Source organism: Enterobacter sp. 148H3 (assembly GCF_034107425.1).
GTDB lineage: Bacteria > Pseudomonadota > Gammaproteobacteria > Enterobacterales > Enterobacteriaceae > Enterobacter > Enterobacter vonholyi.
In genome coordinates this window covers 299,243-316,613 of the sequence record NZ_JAWNEI010000003.1, presented here as the reverse complement: position 1 = coordinate 316,613, position 17,371 = coordinate 299,243, and the positions used below count along the sequence as shown (strand labels likewise).

At 57.3% G+C, this 17,371-nt stretch carries 12 protein-coding genes; 4 read left to right on the top strand and 8 right to left on the bottom strand.

Annotated features, from left to right (window positions below):
• The first annotated feature begins 85 nt into the window (after window positions 1-85).
• The gene (gene hrpA / locus USH94_RS05925; protein WP_111964670.1) at window positions 86-3,988 is read left to right on the top strand and encodes an ATP-dependent RNA helicase HrpA; all 3,903 of its coding nucleotides are present in this window, start codon (window positions 86-88) and stop codon (window positions 3,986-3,988) included.
• 70 nt (window positions 3,989-4,058) lie between these two features.
• Here the strand turns inward: hrpA and USH94_RS05920 are convergent, their stop codons facing one another.
• From USH94_RS05920 to USH94_RS05900, 5 genes are all read right to left on the bottom strand, one after another.
• Complete coding sequence (locus USH94_RS05920; protein ID WP_111964669.1) at window positions 4,059-4,718, bottom strand: O-methyltransferase; 660 nt, start codon at window positions 4,716-4,718, stop codon at window positions 4,059-4,061.
• A 75-nt stretch (window positions 4,719-4,793) separates the two neighbouring features.
• Complete coding sequence (locus tag USH94_RS05915) at window positions 4,794-6,173, bottom strand: efflux transporter outer membrane subunit (RefSeq protein ID WP_111964668.1); 1,380 nt, start codon at window positions 6,171-6,173, stop codon at window positions 4,794-4,796.
• On the bottom strand, window positions 6,173-7,252 hold the full coding sequence (locus tag USH94_RS05910; RefSeq protein ID WP_111964667.1) for an HlyD family secretion protein: 1,080 nt from the start codon (window positions 7,250-7,252) through the stop codon (window positions 6,173-6,175). Before USH94_RS05910 ends, USH94_RS05915 begins: the two co-directional genes overlap by 1 nt.
• A gap of 22 nt (window positions 7,253-7,274) precedes the next feature.
• A complete protein-coding gene (locus USH94_RS05905; RefSeq protein ID WP_064790983.1) occupies window positions 7,275-8,927 on the bottom strand; it encodes an MFS transporter in 1,653 nt (550 codons plus the stop codon).
• 158 nt (window positions 8,928-9,085) lie between these two features.
• On the bottom strand, window positions 9,086-10,405 hold the full coding sequence (locus USH94_RS05900) for an MFS transporter (protein ID WP_111964740.1): 1,320 nt from the start codon (window positions 10,403-10,405) through the stop codon (window positions 9,086-9,088).
• 328 nt (window positions 10,406-10,733) lie between these two features.
• Between USH94_RS05900 and USH94_RS05895 the strand changes: the two genes are divergently transcribed.
• On the top strand, window positions 10,734-11,528 hold the full coding sequence (locus USH94_RS05895; RefSeq protein ID WP_111964739.1) for a YdcF family protein: 795 nt from the start codon (window positions 10,734-10,736) through the stop codon (window positions 11,526-11,528).
• A gap of 55 nt (window positions 11,529-11,583) precedes the next feature.
• Here the strand turns inward: USH94_RS05895 and gap are convergent, their stop codons facing one another.
• Entirely contained in the window at window positions 11,584-12,585 is a 1,002-nt protein-coding gene (gene gap, locus USH94_RS05890) for a type I glyceraldehyde-3-phosphate dehydrogenase (protein ID WP_111964666.1), read from the bottom strand.
• Window positions 12,586-12,774: 189 nt separating this feature from the next.
• Between gap and cybB the strand changes: the two genes are divergently transcribed.
• Entirely contained in the window at window positions 12,775-13,305 is a 531-nt protein-coding gene (gene cybB, locus USH94_RS05885; protein WP_111964665.1) for a cytochrome b561, read from the top strand.
• 44 nt (window positions 13,306-13,349) lie between these two features.
• Here cybB and USH94_RS05880 read toward each other — a convergent pair whose 3' ends face one another.
• Together USH94_RS05880 and USH94_RS05875 are read right to left on the bottom strand one after the other, a co-directional pair.
• A complete protein-coding gene (locus USH94_RS05880) occupies window positions 13,350-14,417 on the bottom strand; it encodes an oxidoreductase (protein WP_111964664.1) in 1,068 nt (355 codons plus the stop codon).
• Window positions 14,418-14,430: 13 nt separating this feature from the next.
• Entirely contained in the window at window positions 14,431-15,174 is a 744-nt protein-coding gene (locus USH94_RS05875) for a DeoR/GlpR family DNA-binding transcription regulator (protein ID WP_111964663.1), read from the bottom strand.
• Between the two features lie 742 nt (window positions 15,175-15,916).
• On the opposite strand from USH94_RS05875, the gene USH94_RS05870 reads away from it, so the two are divergent.
• Entirely contained in the window at window positions 15,917-17,254 is a 1,338-nt protein-coding gene (locus tag USH94_RS05870; RefSeq protein ID WP_111964662.1) for a TolC family outer membrane protein, read from the top strand.
• Window positions 17,255-17,371 lie beyond the last annotated feature (117 nt).

Genomic DNA, 17,371 nt, shown 5'->3' with positions numbered 1-17,371 from the left:
ATAAGGCGCGGAAGGCGTCAGTGTGGTACTCTATAGCAATCATTAAAAAGAGAATTTATCAGGGCGTGTACTGCCCTTTAACGCTATGACAGAACAACAAAAATTCACCTTCCCGATGCTCCTGCAACAGCTCGATTCTCTGATGCTGCGCGACAAACAGCGTTTCGCCCGTCGTCTGCACGGCGTTAAGAAGGTTAAAAATCCTGATGCTCAGCAGGCCATTTACCAGGAGATGGCGAAAGAGATTGAACAGGCGGCAGGGAAAGTCTTGCTGCGCGAAGCCGCGCGACCGGCGATTACCTACCCGGAAAACCTGCCCGTCAGCCAGAAAAAACAGGACATCCTTGAGGCCGTCCGCGACCACCAGGTGGTGATTGTCGCGGGTGAAACCGGTTCGGGGAAAACCACCCAGCTGCCGAAAATCTGTATGGAGCTGGGCCGCGGGATCAAAGGCCTGATTGGCCACACCCAGCCGCGTCGTCTGGCGGCGCGCACCGTTGCCAACCGTATTGCCGAAGAGCTGCAGACGGAGCCGGGCGGCTGCATCGGCTACAAGGTCCGTTTCAGCGACCACGTTAGCGATAACACCATGGTCAAGCTGATGACCGACGGTATTCTGCTGGCGGAAATCCAGCAGGATCGCCTGCTGATGCAGTACGACACCATCATCATTGACGAAGCGCACGAGCGCAGCCTGAACATCGATTTCCTGCTCGGCTACCTGAAAGAGCTGCTGCCGCGCCGCCCGGATCTGAAAATCATCATCACCTCCGCGACCATCGATCCGGAGCGCTTCTCGAAGCATTTCAACAATGCGCCGATCATCGAGGTATCAGGACGCACGTATCCCGTGGAAGTGCGCTATCGCCCGATTGTGGAAGAGGCGGACGATACCGAGCGCGACCAGCTGCAGGCCATCTTCGATGCCGTTGACGAGCTGGGCAACGAAAGCGCGGGCGACATTCTGATCTTCATGAGCGGCGAGCGCGAAATCCGCGATACCGCCGATGCGCTCAGCAAGCGCGACCTGCGCCACACCGAGATCCTGCCGCTGTACGCCCGTCTGTCCAACAGCGAGCAGAACCGCGTCTTCCAGCCGCACGGCGGGCGCCGCATCGTCCTGGCGACCAACGTGGCGGAAACCTCGCTGACCGTGCCGGGAATTAAATACGTTATCGACCCGGGCACGGCGCGCATCAGCCGCTACAGCTACCGCACCAAGGTCCAGCGGCTGCCGATTGAGCCGGTCTCTCAGGCGTCCGCAAACCAGCGTAAGGGCCGCTGCGGCCGCGTGTCGGAAGGGATCTGTATTCGTCTCTATTCCGAAGATGATTTCCTGTCGCGCCCGGAGTTTACCGACCCGGAAATTCTGCGCACCAACCTGGCGTCCGTTATCCTGCAGATGACCGCGCTGGGGCTGGGCGACATCGCGGCGTTCCCGTTCGTCGAAGCGCCGGATAAACGCAACATTCAGGACGGCGTGCGTCTGCTGGAAGAGCTCGGGGCGATTACCACCGACGAGCAGGCGGCGGTTTATAAGCTGACGCCGCTGGGCCGCCAGCTCAGCCAGCTCCCGGTCGACCCGCGTCTGGCGCGCATGGTTCTGGAAGCGCAAAAGCACGGCTGCGTGCGCGAGGCGATGATCATCACCTCTGCGCTCTCCATTCAGGACCCGCGCGAGCGTCCGATGGACAAACAGCAGGCGTCTGACGAAAAGCACCGACGCTTCCACGACAAAGAGTCCGATTTCCTCGCCTTCGTGAACCTGTGGAACTACCTCGGCGAGCAGCAGAAAGCGCTCTCCTCGAACCAGTTCCGCCGCCAGTGCCGCGTGGATTTCCTCAACTACCTGCGCGTGCGCGAGTGGCAGGATATCTACACCCAGCTGCGCCAGGTGGTGAAAGAGCTGGGCATTCCGGTGAACAGCGAACCGGCGGAGTACCGCGAAATCCATATCGCGCTGCTGACCGGCCTGCTGTCCCACATTGGAATGAAGGACGCCGAGAAGCAGGAGTATACCGGCGCGCGCAACGCCCGTTTCGCCATCTTCCCGGGTTCTGGCCTTTTCAAGAAGCCGCCGAAGTGGACCATGGTCGCGGAGCTGGTGGAAACCAGCCGCCTGTGGGGACGCATTGCGGCCCGTATCGATCCGGAATGGGTGGAGCCGGTGGCGCAGCATCTGCTTAAGCGCTCGTACAGTGAACCGCACTGGGAGCGCGCGCAGGGCGCGGTGATGGCGACCGAGAAAGTGACCGTTTACGGCCTGCCGGTGGTCGCCGCGCGTAAGGTCAACTACAGCCAGATCGATCCGGCCCTGTGCCGCGAGCTGTTTATCCGCCACGCGCTGGTGGAGGGTGACTGGCAGACGCGGCACGCCTTCTTCCGTGAAAACCTGAAGCTGCGCGCCGAAGTGGAAGAGCTGGAGCATAAATCGCGCCGCCGCGACATCCTGGTGGATGATGAAGCGCTGTTCGAGTTTTACGACCAGCGCATCAGCCATGATGTTATCTCTGCCCGCCACTTCGACAGCTGGTGGAAGAAGGCCAGCAAAGAGACGCCGGACCTGCTCAACTTTGAAAAGAGCATGCTGATTAAAGAGGGAGCGGAGTCGGTCAGCAAGCTCGACTACCCGAACTTCTGGCATCAGGGCAACCTCAAGCTGCGTCTGACCTATCAGTTTGAGCCAGGGGCAGACGCGGACGGCGTGACCGTCCACATTCCGCTGCCGCTGTTAAACCAGGTGGACGAGAGCGGGTTCGAGTGGCAAATCCCCGGCCTGCGCCGCGAGCTGGTGATTGCGCTGATCAAATCCCTGCCGAAACCGGTGCGCCGCAATTTTGTGCCTGCGCCAAACTACGCGGAAGCGTTTTTGGGCCGCGTCACGCCGCTGGAGCTGCCGCTGCTGGACGCGCTGGAGCGTGAATTCCGCCGCATGACCGGGACGACCATCGACCGCGACGACTGGAACTGGGATCAGGTGCCCGATCACCTGAAAATCAGCTTCCGCGTGGTGGATGATAAAAACAAAAAGCTGCTGGAAGGGCGTTCGCTGAGCGAGCTGAAAGAGTCCCTGAAAGGGAAAGTTCAGGAGACGCTTTCTGCGGTGGCGGACGACGGCATCGAGCAGAGCGGGCTGCATATCTGGAGCTTTGGTCAGCTGCCGGAAAGCTACGAGCAGAAGCGCGGCAACTATAAGGTCAAAGCCTGGCCTGCGCTGGTGGACGAGCGCGACAGCGTGGCAATCAAACTGTTTGATAACCCGCAGGAACAGCAGCAGATGATGTGGCGCGGGCTGCGTCGCCTGCTGCTGCTTAATATCCCGTCGCCGATCAAGTATCTGCACGAGAAGCTGCCGAACAAGGCCAAGCTGGGGCTCTACTTTAACCCGTACGGCAAGGTGCTGGATCTGATTGACGACTGCATCTCCTGCGGCGTGGACAAGCTGATCCACGAGGCGGGCGGTCCGGTCTGGACGGAAGAGGGCTTTGCCCAGCTGCATGAAAAGGTGCGCGCGGAGCTGAACGACACCGTGGTGGACATCGCGAAGCAGGTGGAGCAGATCCTCACCACCGTGTTCAATATCAACAAGCGCCTGAAGGGGCGCGTGGATATGACCATGGCGCTCGGGCTGTCAGACGTGAAGGCGCAGATGGCCGGCCTGGTTTACCGCGGCTTTGTGACCGGCAACGGCTTCAATCGTCTCGGCGATACGCTGCGTTATCTGCAGGCGATTGAAAAACGGCTGGAGAAGATGGCCATCGATCCGCACCGCGATCGCGCGCAGATGCTGAAAGTGGAGAGCGTGCAGCAGGCGTGGCAGCAGTGGCTCAACAAACTGCCGCCTGCTCGCCGCGATGATGAAGACGTGCAGGCGATCCGCTGGATGATCGAGGAGCTGCGCGTCAGCTTCTTTGCCCAGCAGCTCGGTACGCCGTATCCGATTTCGGATAAGCGTATCCTGCAGGCGATGGAGCAGATTTCAGCTTAAAACCCTTGCCCGGTTTTCTCCCTCTCCCTGTGGGAGAGGGTCGGGGTGAGGGCATCAGCCCGCACAATTTTCACCCGTTCACAATCGCCAGCGTAAACCCATCCCATCCCTTAACCCCCACCGTTTGCAGCGCGGTGGAGGTTAAACGCGGATTATCCCCTATCATCTCAATAAAACGCCGCACCCCCAGCACGCGCGCGTCGTCGCTTTGCCCGTTAATGACCTCGCCATCGCGCACCACGTTATCGCCGATAATCACCGTACCGGGGCGGGAATAGTGCAGCGCCCACTCCAGATAGCCGGGATTGTTTGGCTTATCGGCATCAATAAAGATCAGGTCGAACGGGGGAACGTTGCCGAAATTTTCCAGCGAACTCAGCGCCGGGCCCTCAATTAATCCAATGCGTTCGTTTAACCCCGCAAGCTGAATATTCTCGCGCGCAACGCGGGCATGCGTGGGATCGGCCTCAAGCGTAATCAGCTTACCGTCCGGCGGCAGCGCACGCGCCATCCAGATTGAGCTGTAGGCACCCAGCGTACCGATCTCAAGTATCCGCCGCGCCTGCGTCATGCGCACGAACAGCGCCAGCAGCTGCCCCTGATTGGCCGCTACGTCGTGCTCGGGGAGCCCGGCGCGTTTGTTGTTTTCCAGAACCTGATTCAGTACGTCATCGTCAGAGATAAGAGAAGAAATCATGTAATTATCTACGGCAGACCATTTTTGTTGCATAGATTGACTCCTTGGGTTTTCTTCCTGGCCCTGTGGGAGAGGGCCGGGGTGAGGGCATCAGCGCCCAAACCGGGTTTACGCGCTATTCCAGCCGCCGCCCAGCGCTCTGTACAAATCAATCTGCGCCAGCAGCAGGTTGTTTTTCACCTGCACGACGCTGGTCTGAACCGAGTACAGCGTGCGCTGGGCGTCCAGCACGTCAAGATACGAGGAGTAGCCGTTGCGATTGCGGTTCTGCGCAATGCTCAGCGTCTCCTGGGCCACCTCCTGCTGGGCAAGCAGCTCCGTCAGCTGTTCCTGATAGCGACTTATCGCATCAAGGCTGTTGTTCACTTCGGCAAACGCGTTACGCACGGTTTTTTCATAGGCGTAGAGCGCCTGGTTACGCTGGGACTGAGAAATATCCACCTGCGCATTCAACGCCTGGCGGTTCAACAGCGGGGCGAGAATACTGCCCCCGACGCTCCAGAGTTGAAGCGGGTTGTCCAGCAGGCCGGAAAGGGTGCGATCCTGTACCGAACCGGTGGCGGTCAGGTTGATCGACGGCAGCAGGCTGGCGCGCGACGCCGCGAGCGAGGCATCCGCCGCAACCAGCTGTCGTTCGGCCTGAACGATATCTGGTCGACGGTTCAGGAGCGTAGAAGGCAGCTGTGACGGCAGCTTCAGGGGCGTCAGCGTCTCATAGCGTTCACTGCGAGCCACCGCGCCAGGATTGCTTCCCAGCAGCAGGCTGAGGGCATTCTCCTGCTGCGCAATCTGATGCTGCAACAAGGGAACTTGCGCCCGCGTTGAGCGCAGTTCGGAATCCGACTGCATTAGCTCCAGGCGCGAGCTGTAGCCCGTCTCAAACTGACGTTTCGCGAGGTTAAACGCCTCTTCGCGCGATTTCAGGGTGGATTCGGTCACGCGCAGCTGTTCGTCAAGCGAGAGCAGGGTGACGTAGCCGGATGCAACGGAAGACGCGACGGTCAAATCCGCGGCCGCGGCGGCGGCTTTTTGCGCCGCCAGCGAAGCCTCAGCGGCATTGGCCGTGCTGCGGTTGACGCCCCAGATATCCACGTCATAGCTCGCCGTCAGGCTACCTCTGTACAGCGTGCCGTAGACCGGCAGTCCGGTCGCGGCGGACTGCGAACGGGCGCGCGTCCCGGTTACGCCCGCGTCAAGTGAAGGAAACAGGCTCCCGTCAGCTGCATAGACCCGCGCCTGATACTCGTTAATTCGTTCGCGGGCGATCAGCACGTCGCTGTTATTCTTAAGCGCCTGATCCACATAGCGGTTGAGGTGGTTGTCATGAAAATTGCGCCACCAGAGCTGCTCCGCCGGGCTGGCAGGGCCAGAGACGGTGCGCCACTGCGCAGGAATTTGCAGCGTCGGCTGCGCCGGTTTTACGTCGACGGACTGGCATCCGGCCAGCATGACCGCCGCCGCCAGCGCGGCAATCGGACGAAGGATCATTACTTCGCCTCCCGCGTATCAATTGTCACCTGTACCGACATGCCCGGACGCAGCAGGGCGGAGTCCTCAGGCTTACCGAGCACCTCAATACGCACCGGAATACGCTGGGCGATTTTGACAAAGTTGCCGGTGGCGTTGTCCGGCGTGATGGCGCTGAACTCCACGCCGGTCGCCGGGGAAATACTCTCCACGCGGCCCTGATACGCTTTGTTGTTCAGGGCATCTACGGTGAACTTCACCGGCTGGCCGACGCGCAGCTCTGCGAGCTGAGTCTCTTTAATATTCGCAATGACCCAGTGCTGAGGCGGCACAAGGGTGGTGAGATGGGTTCCGGCGGTCACATACGCCCCGAGACGCACGGCGATCTGGCCGAGCTGGCCGTCGCGCGGGGCGATGATGCGGGTGTTTTGCAGGTCAATCTGCGCCAGCTCAAGCGCCGCTTTTGCGTTTTCGACATCCGCCTCCAGCGCGCCGCGGTTCACAATCACCGTCTGCAGATCCTGACGCGACATCTCAAGGGCGGCTTTCGCCTGGTCGATGTCGGCGCTGCCCTGGGCGGCACTGGCAAGCGCCGCGTCGCGCTCGCGGATGGAAAGCGAGCCGTCGGAAGTCAGCTCTTTCACCCGCTTTAAATCCGCCTGGCTTTTCAGGCTCTGGGCGCGGGCATTTTTCAGCGCGGCGTCATTTTTGGCGATGACGGCTTCGGCGCTTTTACGCTGCTGCAGGTTGTTATTCAGGGCGGCAATTTTCATCGCCAGCTGCGCCTCGGCCTGATGCACGCGCTGCCGATAGATTCGGTCATCGATCTGCACCAGCAGGTCGCCTTTTTTGACCTGCTCAAAGTCCTGAACCTTGACCTCAGTGATATAGCCGTTTACCTGCGGGCTTATAAACGTCGTCTGACCGCGCACGTAGGCATTATCGGTAAACTGCGCGTGACGGGTGAACGGCGGCAGCTGCCACGCGTAAAGGATCACCAGCACGCCGACGATACCGATGGCGGCGGCGGTGAAAACGGAAACAATGCGCACATTTTTGCGGGTGTTGGCCTGCTCTTTGGCGGCATCCTGCTGACTCATAAACTCTCCAGAACTCTTTCAATTATTTATTGCCGGTGGCGTTCTTCAGCGCCAGACGGGCAGTGATGCGCAGGCGCAGCAAGCGCCATAAAATCCAGACCAGCGTGGCGGCAGCGATGCTCGCCGTCAGCAGATAAGTATCGTTATAAGCCAGAATATTCGCCTCCAGCGTTGTGACCGTTTGCAGCTGCGTTATCGCCTGCGTTCCCAGCAGCGCGCTGTCGCCAATCAAGCTTTTATACATCTGGGTATAAAGCTGAATTCGCTCGTTGACCAGCGGGTTGAGCGTGGTGAGCTGGTCCGCCAGCAGGCTGGAGTGGTACTTCTCGCGCCAGGTCTGGAAGGTGCCGAGGATCGCGGAGCCCAGCAGGCCGCCGAGGTTCTGGCTCATGCCAAACATCACCGAAAAGCTGACCAGGTTGCGCGGGTCGGCGATCACGCCGCCAATGGCGGCCAGCATGGCGGGCGCCAGGAAGAAGGCGCTGCCGAATCCCAGCAGGAACTGGCTTACCATCAGCTGATCCGGGCGGGTCAGGTTGTTGGACTGGCTGTCCAGCAGCGAGGCAACAATCATCAGCGCCAGAGACGTGATGATTGGCCACGCCAGTTTCGTCGGCTTGATGGTGAGACAGCTGGTGACAATTCCGCAGACGATCCCAGCGAAAATAGACCACGCCAGGTGCGTCATCTGCTCGTTCTGTAAGCCTACGTACTGCAGCCAGCCGATGACACCGGTGTTTTGCTCTGCCAGCACGATACGGATCAGCAGCATAATCAGCCCCAGGCGGACGATGCTGCCGCTCGACAGCCAGCGGGTGTTCAGCAGCGGGTTAGTGCGGTTATGTTCAAAGACGATGGCCGCCACAATCAGCACCAGCGATAGCGCCAGCGACCAGCCAATCCACGGCGCTTCGAACCACCAGTCAAGGCGGCCTAACGAGAGTACGGCGCAGAGCAGGGCCATCCCGGGGGCCATTAAAAAGAAGGTGATAAAGTCTTTTTTCTCGAATACCTTGCGCCGGTCGCCCGGCGGCAGTTTTAAGGCTATCACGCAGGCCAGGGAGATCAGCGCCAGCCCCAGCTCGAAGAAATAGAGCCCGCGCCACTCGTCCAGCTGCAGCAGCTCGGTTGAAAACAGGCGCGCCAGCGGGATGGCGAGCGACGACCCGGTGATGCCGATGGTCAGCGCCTTCAGGCGGTGCTTCGCAGGCCAGGCCTGGATCTGGTAGTAAATCCCCAGCGAGCTGAGCGCGGCGGCCACCATACCGTGCGCGGCGCGCACCATCAGCGCCGAGCTGAGGTCGTTTACGAACAGGTGGAAAAAGGTGACCAGCACGTACAGCACCAGAAACCCTTCCGTAAAGGCGCGCAGACCGTACTGCTGGCGGAATTTGACCAGCAGCAGGTTAATGGAGATGTTGGTCATCACATAGACCGCGGGCAGCCATGCGATTTCGGTCGACCAGGCGCCGAATGTCCCCTGCAAATTTTGCAGGTTGGCGGTCACCACCGCATTCCCCAGCGCCCCCGTCAGGCAGACCAGCAGGCCCACGACGCCGTAGGCAATGCGTTTTGGCGTACTGTGTTCGGGCGTGGAGGGCGAACCCAGCAGGGCGGGTTTCTCATGTGGCTGCCACTCGCGAGGAGCATAAGGGTCGCGTTCGGGCAGGCGCATAACGTCGTTTACCTTAGAAATGATTGAATAATTAGCGGGCTAGCGATTCTACGTCTGCCGCAAATGATAATTCAAGTGAATATGATTTACGCATGTTAATCAAATGGTGAAGGGAAATTTAAGGAAAAAGAGCGGCCCGCAGGACGGGCCGGGAACGGTCAGAGACGTTCGGGCTGCGCCTGGATGAGTGTTGCACGCTTAACGCGGCAGGCGCAGAAAATCGCGATTAAGGAAATGGTTACCGTGACGGCAAGATACCATGCCACCGGCACCCAGTCGCCGTCATATTTTGCCAGCAGGCCGGTGGCAATCAGCGGGGCGGTACCGCCGGCCAGCGCGGCACCCAGCTGATAGCCGAGTGTAATGCCGGTGTAGCGCACGTTTGCACTAAAAATTTCAGAGCACAGCGTGCCGAGTACCGCCGTGACAGGGGCCCACAGCACGCCAAAGGCTATGACCGTCGCGAGCACGATGCCCCAGGTTGTACCGGTATTGAGCAGCATAAACCACGGTACGATAAACAGGCCAAGCACGAAGACACTGATTGCGTACATGCGCTGACGGCCTACCTTATCGGAGAGCAACCCCATCAGCGGGATCATTATGGTCGCCACCAGGGCTCCAAGCGTCACGGCTTCCAGCGCCTGTGATTTTTGATAGGTCAGCGTGCTGGTGGCATAGCTCACTACAAACGTAGAGAAGATGTAGAAGGGGGCGGTTTCAACCACCTTCAGACCGGCGGCGATCAGCACTTCACGCCAGTGATGCTTCAGCGTATCGCGCAGCGGGGCCTTAGCCACCTGACCGGACGCTTTGACTCTCTTAAAATCGGGCGTTTCATCAATATCCTTGCGGATCCACAGGCCGAGCAACACCAGAACCGAACTCAGCAGGAACGGGATACGCCAGCCCCAGGAGAGAAAATCCTCCTCGCTGAACAAAGTCATCAGCGAAACGATAAAGGTTGCCATCAGCATGCCGATGGTGACGCCCGCTTGCGGAATGCTGCCGAAGAAGCCTTTACGTTTTTCTGGCGCGTATTCATAGGCCAGCAGCAGCGCGCCGCCCCATTCACCGCCGATGCCCATCCCCTGAATGATACGCATCAGGATCAGCAGAGCGGGAGCCCACAGGCCAATCATCTCATACGTGGGCAGCAGACCAATCATGACGGTTGCACCTCCCATAAGTGAGAGGGTTAGAACGAGGGTTTTTTTACGTCCGATACGGTCGCCAATATGGGCGAAAAGTACCCCGCCAATGGGGCGAATAAAAAAGGTTAATGAGAAAGAGAGATACGAGAGAATGAGACCGATCACCGGATCGACCATCGGGAAAAAGATCTTATTGAAGACCAGCGCGGCCGCCGTACCGTAGAGAAAATAGTCAAACCATTCAATGGCGCTCCCGGTAAGGCTGGCAATTAATACCTTTTTATTTTTTCGTAATACCGTCGTCGTACTTTCATGTTCTGTCATGACCTGAAACCCCGCCACGTTGATGATGAGAGAGAGGTGTCACCTGGCGCGCTTCAGGTGCAACCTGTGATGATGAAAAAGGTTGTGAAATTGTTAAGCAACTTAGGGTTGGATGTTGTTTTTGGCAAGCGAAGGGGGGATAAAACTGGTCAGATCACGGTGAAATAAGCAGCGCCGGGTGCTTTTACACAACGTCTGCACAATACAATGTTTTGTAAGGCTGGGAATCAAAAGCATAATAGACAGGTGCAACCCGATGATTTTTGGATGTTTCTGGTTATTTCAGAAAATGATAAATTCGGCGCTTCAACAACGTGAGGAGTTCATCATGGTTCACCCCCATTTTCCCCTTCTGGCGGATGCCACGCTGGCGGCCATCAATACTGTCGGCGCATGGCTGGCGCAGGACGAACTGAATGTGACGCGTCAGTCCCCGGAGATTGATGCGGTGATTCTGGCTGGAAACGCGGTGATCCCAACCATTGACGCGGCCTGCCGTTTTGCCGCGCAGAGAGAAGTCCCGCTACTGGTTAGCGGCGGCATCGGGCATTCGACCACCTTTTTATATGCTGCCATCGCCAGTCATCCGCGTTACCACACCGTACCGGTCGCAGGGCGGGCCGAAGCAAGCATTCTTGCCGACATTGCGCGGGAGTTCTGGCAGATCCCGCAGGCGCATCTGTGGGTTGAGGATCAATCCACCAACTGCGGTGAAAACGCGCGCTTTAGCTGGAACATGCTGAAACAGCGTCATCGAACGGCCGGGCGGGTGCTGGTGGTGCAGGATCCGACGATGCAGCGCCGCACGATGGCGACGTTTGCCCGCGTTTGTCGGGATGAGTCCGAGTCACCGGAGTGGACAAGCCATCCCGGGTTTACGCCAACGCTGCAAAACGGAAAAGAGGGCGTGGAATTCGGTGAGGGCAACACCGGGCTGTGGCCCGTTGACCGCTATCTTTCTCTAGTTCTGGGGGAACTGCCGCGCCTGTATGATGACGCCAACGGCTATGGCCCGGCCGGGCGGGATTATATTGCTCACGTTGAATTCCCCGAGGCCGTCATGGCCGCATGGAAACAGCTGCAGCAGGATCCGGTCCTGAAGGTGACGCGAAAAATCATCTGAGCACGGAACAATTCCCTCGCCCCAATGGGGAGAGGGTTAGGATGAGGGGATAAAATCACAGCGCCGCAAACTTATCCAGCGTCCGCACCAGTTGCGTCACAAACCCGTATTCGTTGTCATACCAGGCAACGGCTTTCACCAGCTGAAGTTCTCCCGCCTCTGACACCTCCGTCTGCGTGGCGTCAAACACCGAACCATAGTGCGAGCCAATCACATCTGACGACACAATTTCTTCGTCGGTATACCCAAACGATTTATTGCCCTGCGTCGCCTTTTTCAGTGCGGCGTTGATCTCCTCAACGGTGACTTTCTTGCCCAGAAAGGCCACCAGCTCGGTTACCGAACCTGTTTTTACCGGCACGCGCTGCGCGTGGCCCTTAAGTTTGCCGCTGAGCGCAGGGATCACCAGGCCAATGGCTTTGGCGGCACCCGTGGTGTGCGGAATAATGTTCTCTGCCGCCGCCCGGGAGGCGCGAAGGTCTTTCCCGCGCGGGCCATCTACCAGCGCCTGCGTACCGGTATAGGCGTGAATGGTGGTCATGGTGCCCACCTTAATTTCAAACGCATCGTTCAGGGCTTTCGCCAGCGGAGCGAGGCAGTTGGTGGTGCAGGAGGCGACGGAGATGATGGTATCACTGGCGTCAATGGTGTCGTCATTAACGCTGTAGACGATAGTTTTCATGTCACCCGCAGGCGCAGAAATCAGCACTTTCTTCGCGCCGGCGTCCAGGTGCGCCCGTGATTTCTCTTCAGAAGTATAAAAGCCGGTGCACTCCACGACGATATCCACGCCTGCGGCTTTCCACGGAATGTGCTTCGCCTCTTTCTCGGCGTACACCGCAATGGTTTTACCGTCCACAATCAGCGCATCCTCGGTGAAGTCCACGCTCCACGGGAAGCCACCGTAGTTGGAATCATGCCTTAGCAGGTAGGCCAGCACTTTCGGGGAGGTGAGGTCGTTGATGGCGACGACGGTATTACTGTCCTGGGTTTCAAGAAGGCGACGCAGTACAAGGCGCCCAATGCGTCCAAAGCCGTTAATGCCAATTTTACTCATGGTGTTCTCCTGTAAACGTGTCGATGCGACAGTTTGAACTCATCCAGGCTTAGACCATCACGGGCAGGGCGGCAATTGAAGATGCTTCATGCGGGAGGAAGTATTTGAAAAACCATACAGAAAAGTTAATGAATTTTTAAGGAAAGGGGATTATGTTGGCGCGGTAACTGTTTTTAATCGAGAAATCACATGCGCACTAAATATACAAGCCTGCAAATCGGCATCCACTGGCTGGTGTTTCTGTTAATCATCGTCGCCTACTGCGCCATGGAGTTCAGAGGTTTCTTCCCGCGCACCGCGCGCCCGGCGATCAACATGATCCACGTCTCATGCGGTATCAGTATCCTGGTGCTGATGGTGACCCGTCTTCTGGTTCGTCTGAAGTTCCGCGCGCCACCGATTCAACCGAAGCCAAAAGCGATGGTGACGGGGATGTCCCATCTGGGGCATCTGGTGGTGTATCTGCTGTTTATTGCGCTGCCGCTGATTGGCATTGTGATGATGTATAACCGGGGCAGCGACTGGTTTGCTTTTGGCCTGGCGATGCCGCATGCGGCAGAGTCAAATTTTGACCTGGTTGATGTGCTGAAAGAGTGGCACGAAACGCTGGCAAATCTGGGCTATTTTGTGATTGGCCTGCACGCCGCGGCGGCGCTGATGCACCACTATTTCTGGAAAGATAATACCCTTCTGCGCATGATGCCGAAAAAGCGTTCGTAGTCTTAAACGCTTGCCGGGTGGCGATGCGCCACCCGGCTTGTTTTTTAACCCAGCAAAGCACGCTCTTCGGCAGTTAACGCCAGCCCCTGAGTTGACCCCGTCTCCGACGACTTCACCGCCGCTTCCAGGACGGCCATCACCGCTAATGCCTCAACAGGATGGACAGGATTGGCGATTTCCCCGCGTAGCGCATCAAGCACGTTAATATAGTACTGTCGCTGATCGCCTTTTGGGGTAGGGATCGTCTGCGGCGCGCCGTCAGCGCCGAAGAACACCATACTGTCGCTGTCTTCGCCCCAGGACTCACTGCCGGGGATCACCCCAGAGAGCAGCTGTGCTTCCTGCTGATCGATTCTGGCCTTCACCACGCTGCCCTTGTCCCCGTGAACGGCAAAGCGCGCCGTACCGCCTGCCACCAGCATGCTGGCGTGCAGAATCACCTTATGCTCCGGGTAGTTTAAGACCACGTGCGCCCAGTCGTTAATTTCTGCGCCGTCGCGCAGCGTCGCGATATTCCCCTGAACCGACTGCGGCAGGCCAAAGAGCTGTAGCGTCTGGTCGATAAGATGAGGCCCCAGGTCAAACCACAGGCCGCTCCCGGGGACATTCTGCTCGCGCCAGCGCACGCGCACTTCCGGGCGGAAGCGGTCAATGTGCGATTCAAGGTGTTTGACCTTGCCGAGCGTGCCTTGCTCAATAACCTGCTTAATGCCGAGGAAATCGCTGTCCCAGCGGCGGTTGTGGAAGACGGAGAGCAGCAGCTGCTTTTCCTCCGCCAGCGCAATCAGGTCGCGGGCTTCCCGCATGTCGAGGGTGAAAGGCTTATCCACGACCACGTGTTTACCCGAGTTCAGGGCCAGCGTCGCTAGCGGGGCGTGCGTGGCGTTGGGGGAGGCAATCACCACCAGGTCAACATCAGGATGCTGAATAGCCTCTTCAGGGGTGGCGACCACCTGTACGTCCGGCAGATCGCGTTTTACCTTCTCTTCATCGCGAGAAGAGACAACTGCCAGCTTAAGCCCGTCCACAGACTGGATCAGCGGGGCATGGAAGGTTTTCCCGACAAATCCATACCCGATCAGCGCAATGTTGATTGTTTGAACTTTACTCATGACCTTCTCCACGTTAATTCGCGCACACCGTGACCTGCAATGCGCCAGAGTCCCCAAGCTCAGGCCAGGGACGATCTAAAAAGAGTTGTTGAATGTTGGATAACCCGGAAACCAGATACGGCTCGCAGCGGTTAATTTTCAGATGATCGGCGACAATCCAGTGCACGTGGCTTGCGTCGAGCATTGCGCGTTTAACCTCGGCATCTGCTTCTTTACCGGCGCTCAACCCAAGTTCGGCATGAATGGCGCACGCCCCGAGGATGGCGATATCTGCCCGATAGCGGGACAGCAACGACAACGTGGCGCTTCCGGCAAACAGGCGCTGCTGGTGATCCCATTTCCCCCCGAGCAGGATCAGCTCAACGTCTTCCCGGTCGCTAAAGTGCTGGGCGATATCCAGCGACGTGGTTATGACGGTGAGCGGCCCCTGAAGAAAGGTGGCGACGGCCATCACCGTGCTCCCGGCATCCAGAAACAGGGTAGAGCCCGGTGGAACCTGCTGTGCCACCTGCTTACCCAGGCGCTGTTTGGTCTCCGGCAGCAGCGTATTGCGGCCCTGACGGTTCATGGCGGAGAGATTCAACGCGATGGCTCCGCCGTGGTTCTTCTGCGCCAGCCCCTGGTTCTCCAGGTCGGTCAGATCCCGACGGATGGTATCGGCTGAAACCTGCAGCTTTTCGGCCAGCTCGGTGATGCTGGCCTGGCCTTGCTCGCTCAGGATATCCAGAACGTAGCGTTGACGAGCGGTTTTGTGCATGGGGGTACATTCCTGCAAAATGTCGCAATAGTTTGCATAATACAGCATTTTAACGCAGAGAGAAGGGCAATGTCGTTTTGATGTGGGGGAAGTAGCGGGATGATTCAGTTGTGTGATTATTAAAATTTTATTAAACAGGTATAAGAAAGCCGTTTTGAATGTTAATCACAATGTTATTGTTATGTTTTATTTAACGGTTTGGGTTATGTAACCACTGCACTACCATTGAATGGGTTTTAATTCTGTTAAATCGTTTTAGTGTGGTTTTTAATTGCTTTAATTAGTTTATTAATAGCATTAAAGTTTAATTCAGCCTGTTTGGCTACTTAAATTGACACTTCTTTGAAAATCTTTGTGTCTGACCCGCGCGGAAATTAACGCAAAAATGTACAGGGAGCAAATTAAGAATTTTCCTTAAATAACAGTCGGTTTATATGTTTCATCTGAAAGGTCATTTTAAGAGTTTTGTCCAGAAACCCCATGTTTTTTCTTAATTGTAACACCGCCTTAACATTGGGGGTGTAGTGGCCTATAACACATTTTGTTATGCTGCTAACCACTTTAGGAAATAAGTAAATTCTTAATTTAAATAAGACGCAGGCAGATCTCATCTCCAGAGGAAATGGGTATGGGGGAGTTTTACCTAAAATACGGCAAGGATGCTAAATAAGATATTTGTCTAATTATCTATACCTCTTTTTGGGTAATTGCTTCAGTGTCACTCAGAGTCAGGGAGATAACAATGACGATATTACGAAAGCCTATGTTACGCCGATTTACAGCAGCACTGGCATTCATTTCATTAGCCATAAATACTGCGTACGCCAATAGCAGTCAGGTGGGCATTGCCCCGGTTGCCACGACAACCTTAAAAGAAAGCATTCTTTTTGCTATCGATCGCGATCCGTCTATTAGTCAGCAGGCCGCACAATTAGGTATTGGCCAGGCACAAATAGATGAAGCGCGCAGCGGCTGGATGCCGCAAATATCGTTGAACGGGAGTACAGGGCACAGCCAGACCACCGATTCCAGCGGGTCGCTGAAGAATTCGGCCGCCTGGGGGCTGAGCCTGACGCAGCTGCTGTACGATTTTGGCAAGACCAATAACAGCATCAGCCAGTCTTCGGCCCAGCGCGATAGCTATCGCTATCAGCTGATGGGCACGCTCTCTGACGTGGCGGAAAAAACGGCGCTGAGCTACGTCGAGGTCAAACGCTATGCCGATCTGCTGCAGGCGGCAAAGGAGAACGTTCAGGCGCTGAAAAACGTTGAGCAGCTGGCAAAGCTGCGTGCCGACGCGGGCGTGAGTTCGACCTCCGATGAGCTCCAGACCCGCACGCGTATTGCCGGCATGCAGGCGACGGTCGCACAGTATCAGGCCGCCTTAAACAGCGCCCGCGCGCGGCTTGCGGTATTAACCGGTATGCAGGCAGAAAACTATTCGCCTGTACCCGCAAACCTCGCGGTTGAACCTGATTCGCTCAACCGCATTGATTACTCGCTGATACCGGCGGTTATGGCCGCGCAAAACATGGAGCGCTCTGCCCAGTACGGCGTGGAAACGGCGAAGTCCCAGCACTGGCCGACGTTAAGCCTGAAGGGCGGGCGCACCCGTTATGAATCGGACAACCGTTCGTACTGGGACGACCAGATCCAGCTCAATATTGACGCACCGCTTTATCAGGGGGGCGCAGTTTCCGCACGAGTGCGGCAGGCTGAAGGAGCACGGGCGATGGCCTCCTCTCAGGTCGATCAGGCGCGTTTCGACGTCCTGCAAAAAGCCTCCGTCGCGCAGGCGGACTGGACCGGCGCACGGGGAAGAATGGAGGCCGGGAAGCAGCAGCTGGAAAATGCCCTGCGCGCCCGGGATGTTTATAAAAATGAGTACACCCTGAGCAAGCGGAGCATTAACGATCTGCTCAGCGTTGAGCAGGATGTCTGGCAGGCTACTTCGGCGAAAATACTCGCTGAGTATGATGGCTGGAGTTCGGCAATTAATTATGCTTCCGCGGTTGATAATTTAATGCCGCTTATTGGAATAGAGAAAAACGCTGCCGCAAAATTACCCGATTTGAGTTAATAAAAGACGCGCAGTGTTGCGCAAAGTAAGACTGAAAATAATGGGTGTTTTTTCCCAGGGATAGCTACATCCATCTGGTGGACATATCCACAGGAATCCGTACACCTGCAAGGAGAA

Excerpts from the sequence above, each read along its gene's own strand:
- gap (WP_111964666.1), bottom strand. The coding sequence starts at position 12,585 with ATGAGTAAAATTGGCATTAACGGCTTTGGACGCATTGGGCGCCTTGTA.
- USH94_RS05870 (WP_111964662.1), top strand. The coding sequence starts at position 15,917 with ATGACGATATTACGAAAGCCTATGTTACGCCGATTTACAGCAGCACTG.
- USH94_RS05895 (WP_111964739.1), top strand. The coding sequence starts at position 10,734 with ATGGTTCACCCCCATTTTCCCCTTCTGGCGGATGCCACGCTGGCGGCC.
- USH94_RS05915 (WP_111964668.1), bottom strand. The coding sequence starts at position 6,173 with ATGATCCTTCGTCCGATTGCCGCGCTGGCGGCGGCGGTCATGCTGGCC.
- USH94_RS05875 (WP_111964663.1), bottom strand. The coding sequence starts at position 15,174 with ATGCACAAAACCGCTCGTCAACGCTACGTTCTGGATATCCTGAGCGAG.
- hrpA (WP_111964670.1), top strand. The coding sequence starts at position 86 with ATGACAGAACAACAAAAATTCACCTTCCCGATGCTCCTGCAACAGCTC.
- USH94_RS05880 (WP_111964664.1), bottom strand. The coding sequence starts at position 14,417 with ATGAGTAAAGTTCAAACAATCAACATTGCGCTGATCGGGTATGGATTT.
- USH94_RS05905 (WP_064790983.1), bottom strand. The coding sequence starts at position 8,927 with ATGCGCCTGCCCGAACGCGACCCTTATGCTCCTCGCGAGTGGCAGCCA.
- USH94_RS05900 (WP_111964740.1), bottom strand. The coding sequence starts at position 10,405 with ATGACAGAACATGAAAGTACGACGACGGTATTACGAAAAAATAAAAAG.
- cybB (WP_111964665.1), top strand. The coding sequence starts at position 12,775 with ATGCGCACTAAATATACAAGCCTGCAAATCGGCATCCACTGGCTGGTG.
- USH94_RS05920 (WP_111964669.1), bottom strand. The coding sequence starts at position 4,718 with ATGCAACAAAAATGGTCTGCCGTAGATAATTACATGATTTCTTCTCTT.
- USH94_RS05910 (WP_111964667.1), bottom strand. The coding sequence starts at position 7,252 with ATGAGTCAGCAGGATGCCGCCAAAGAGCAGGCCAACACCCGCAAAAAT.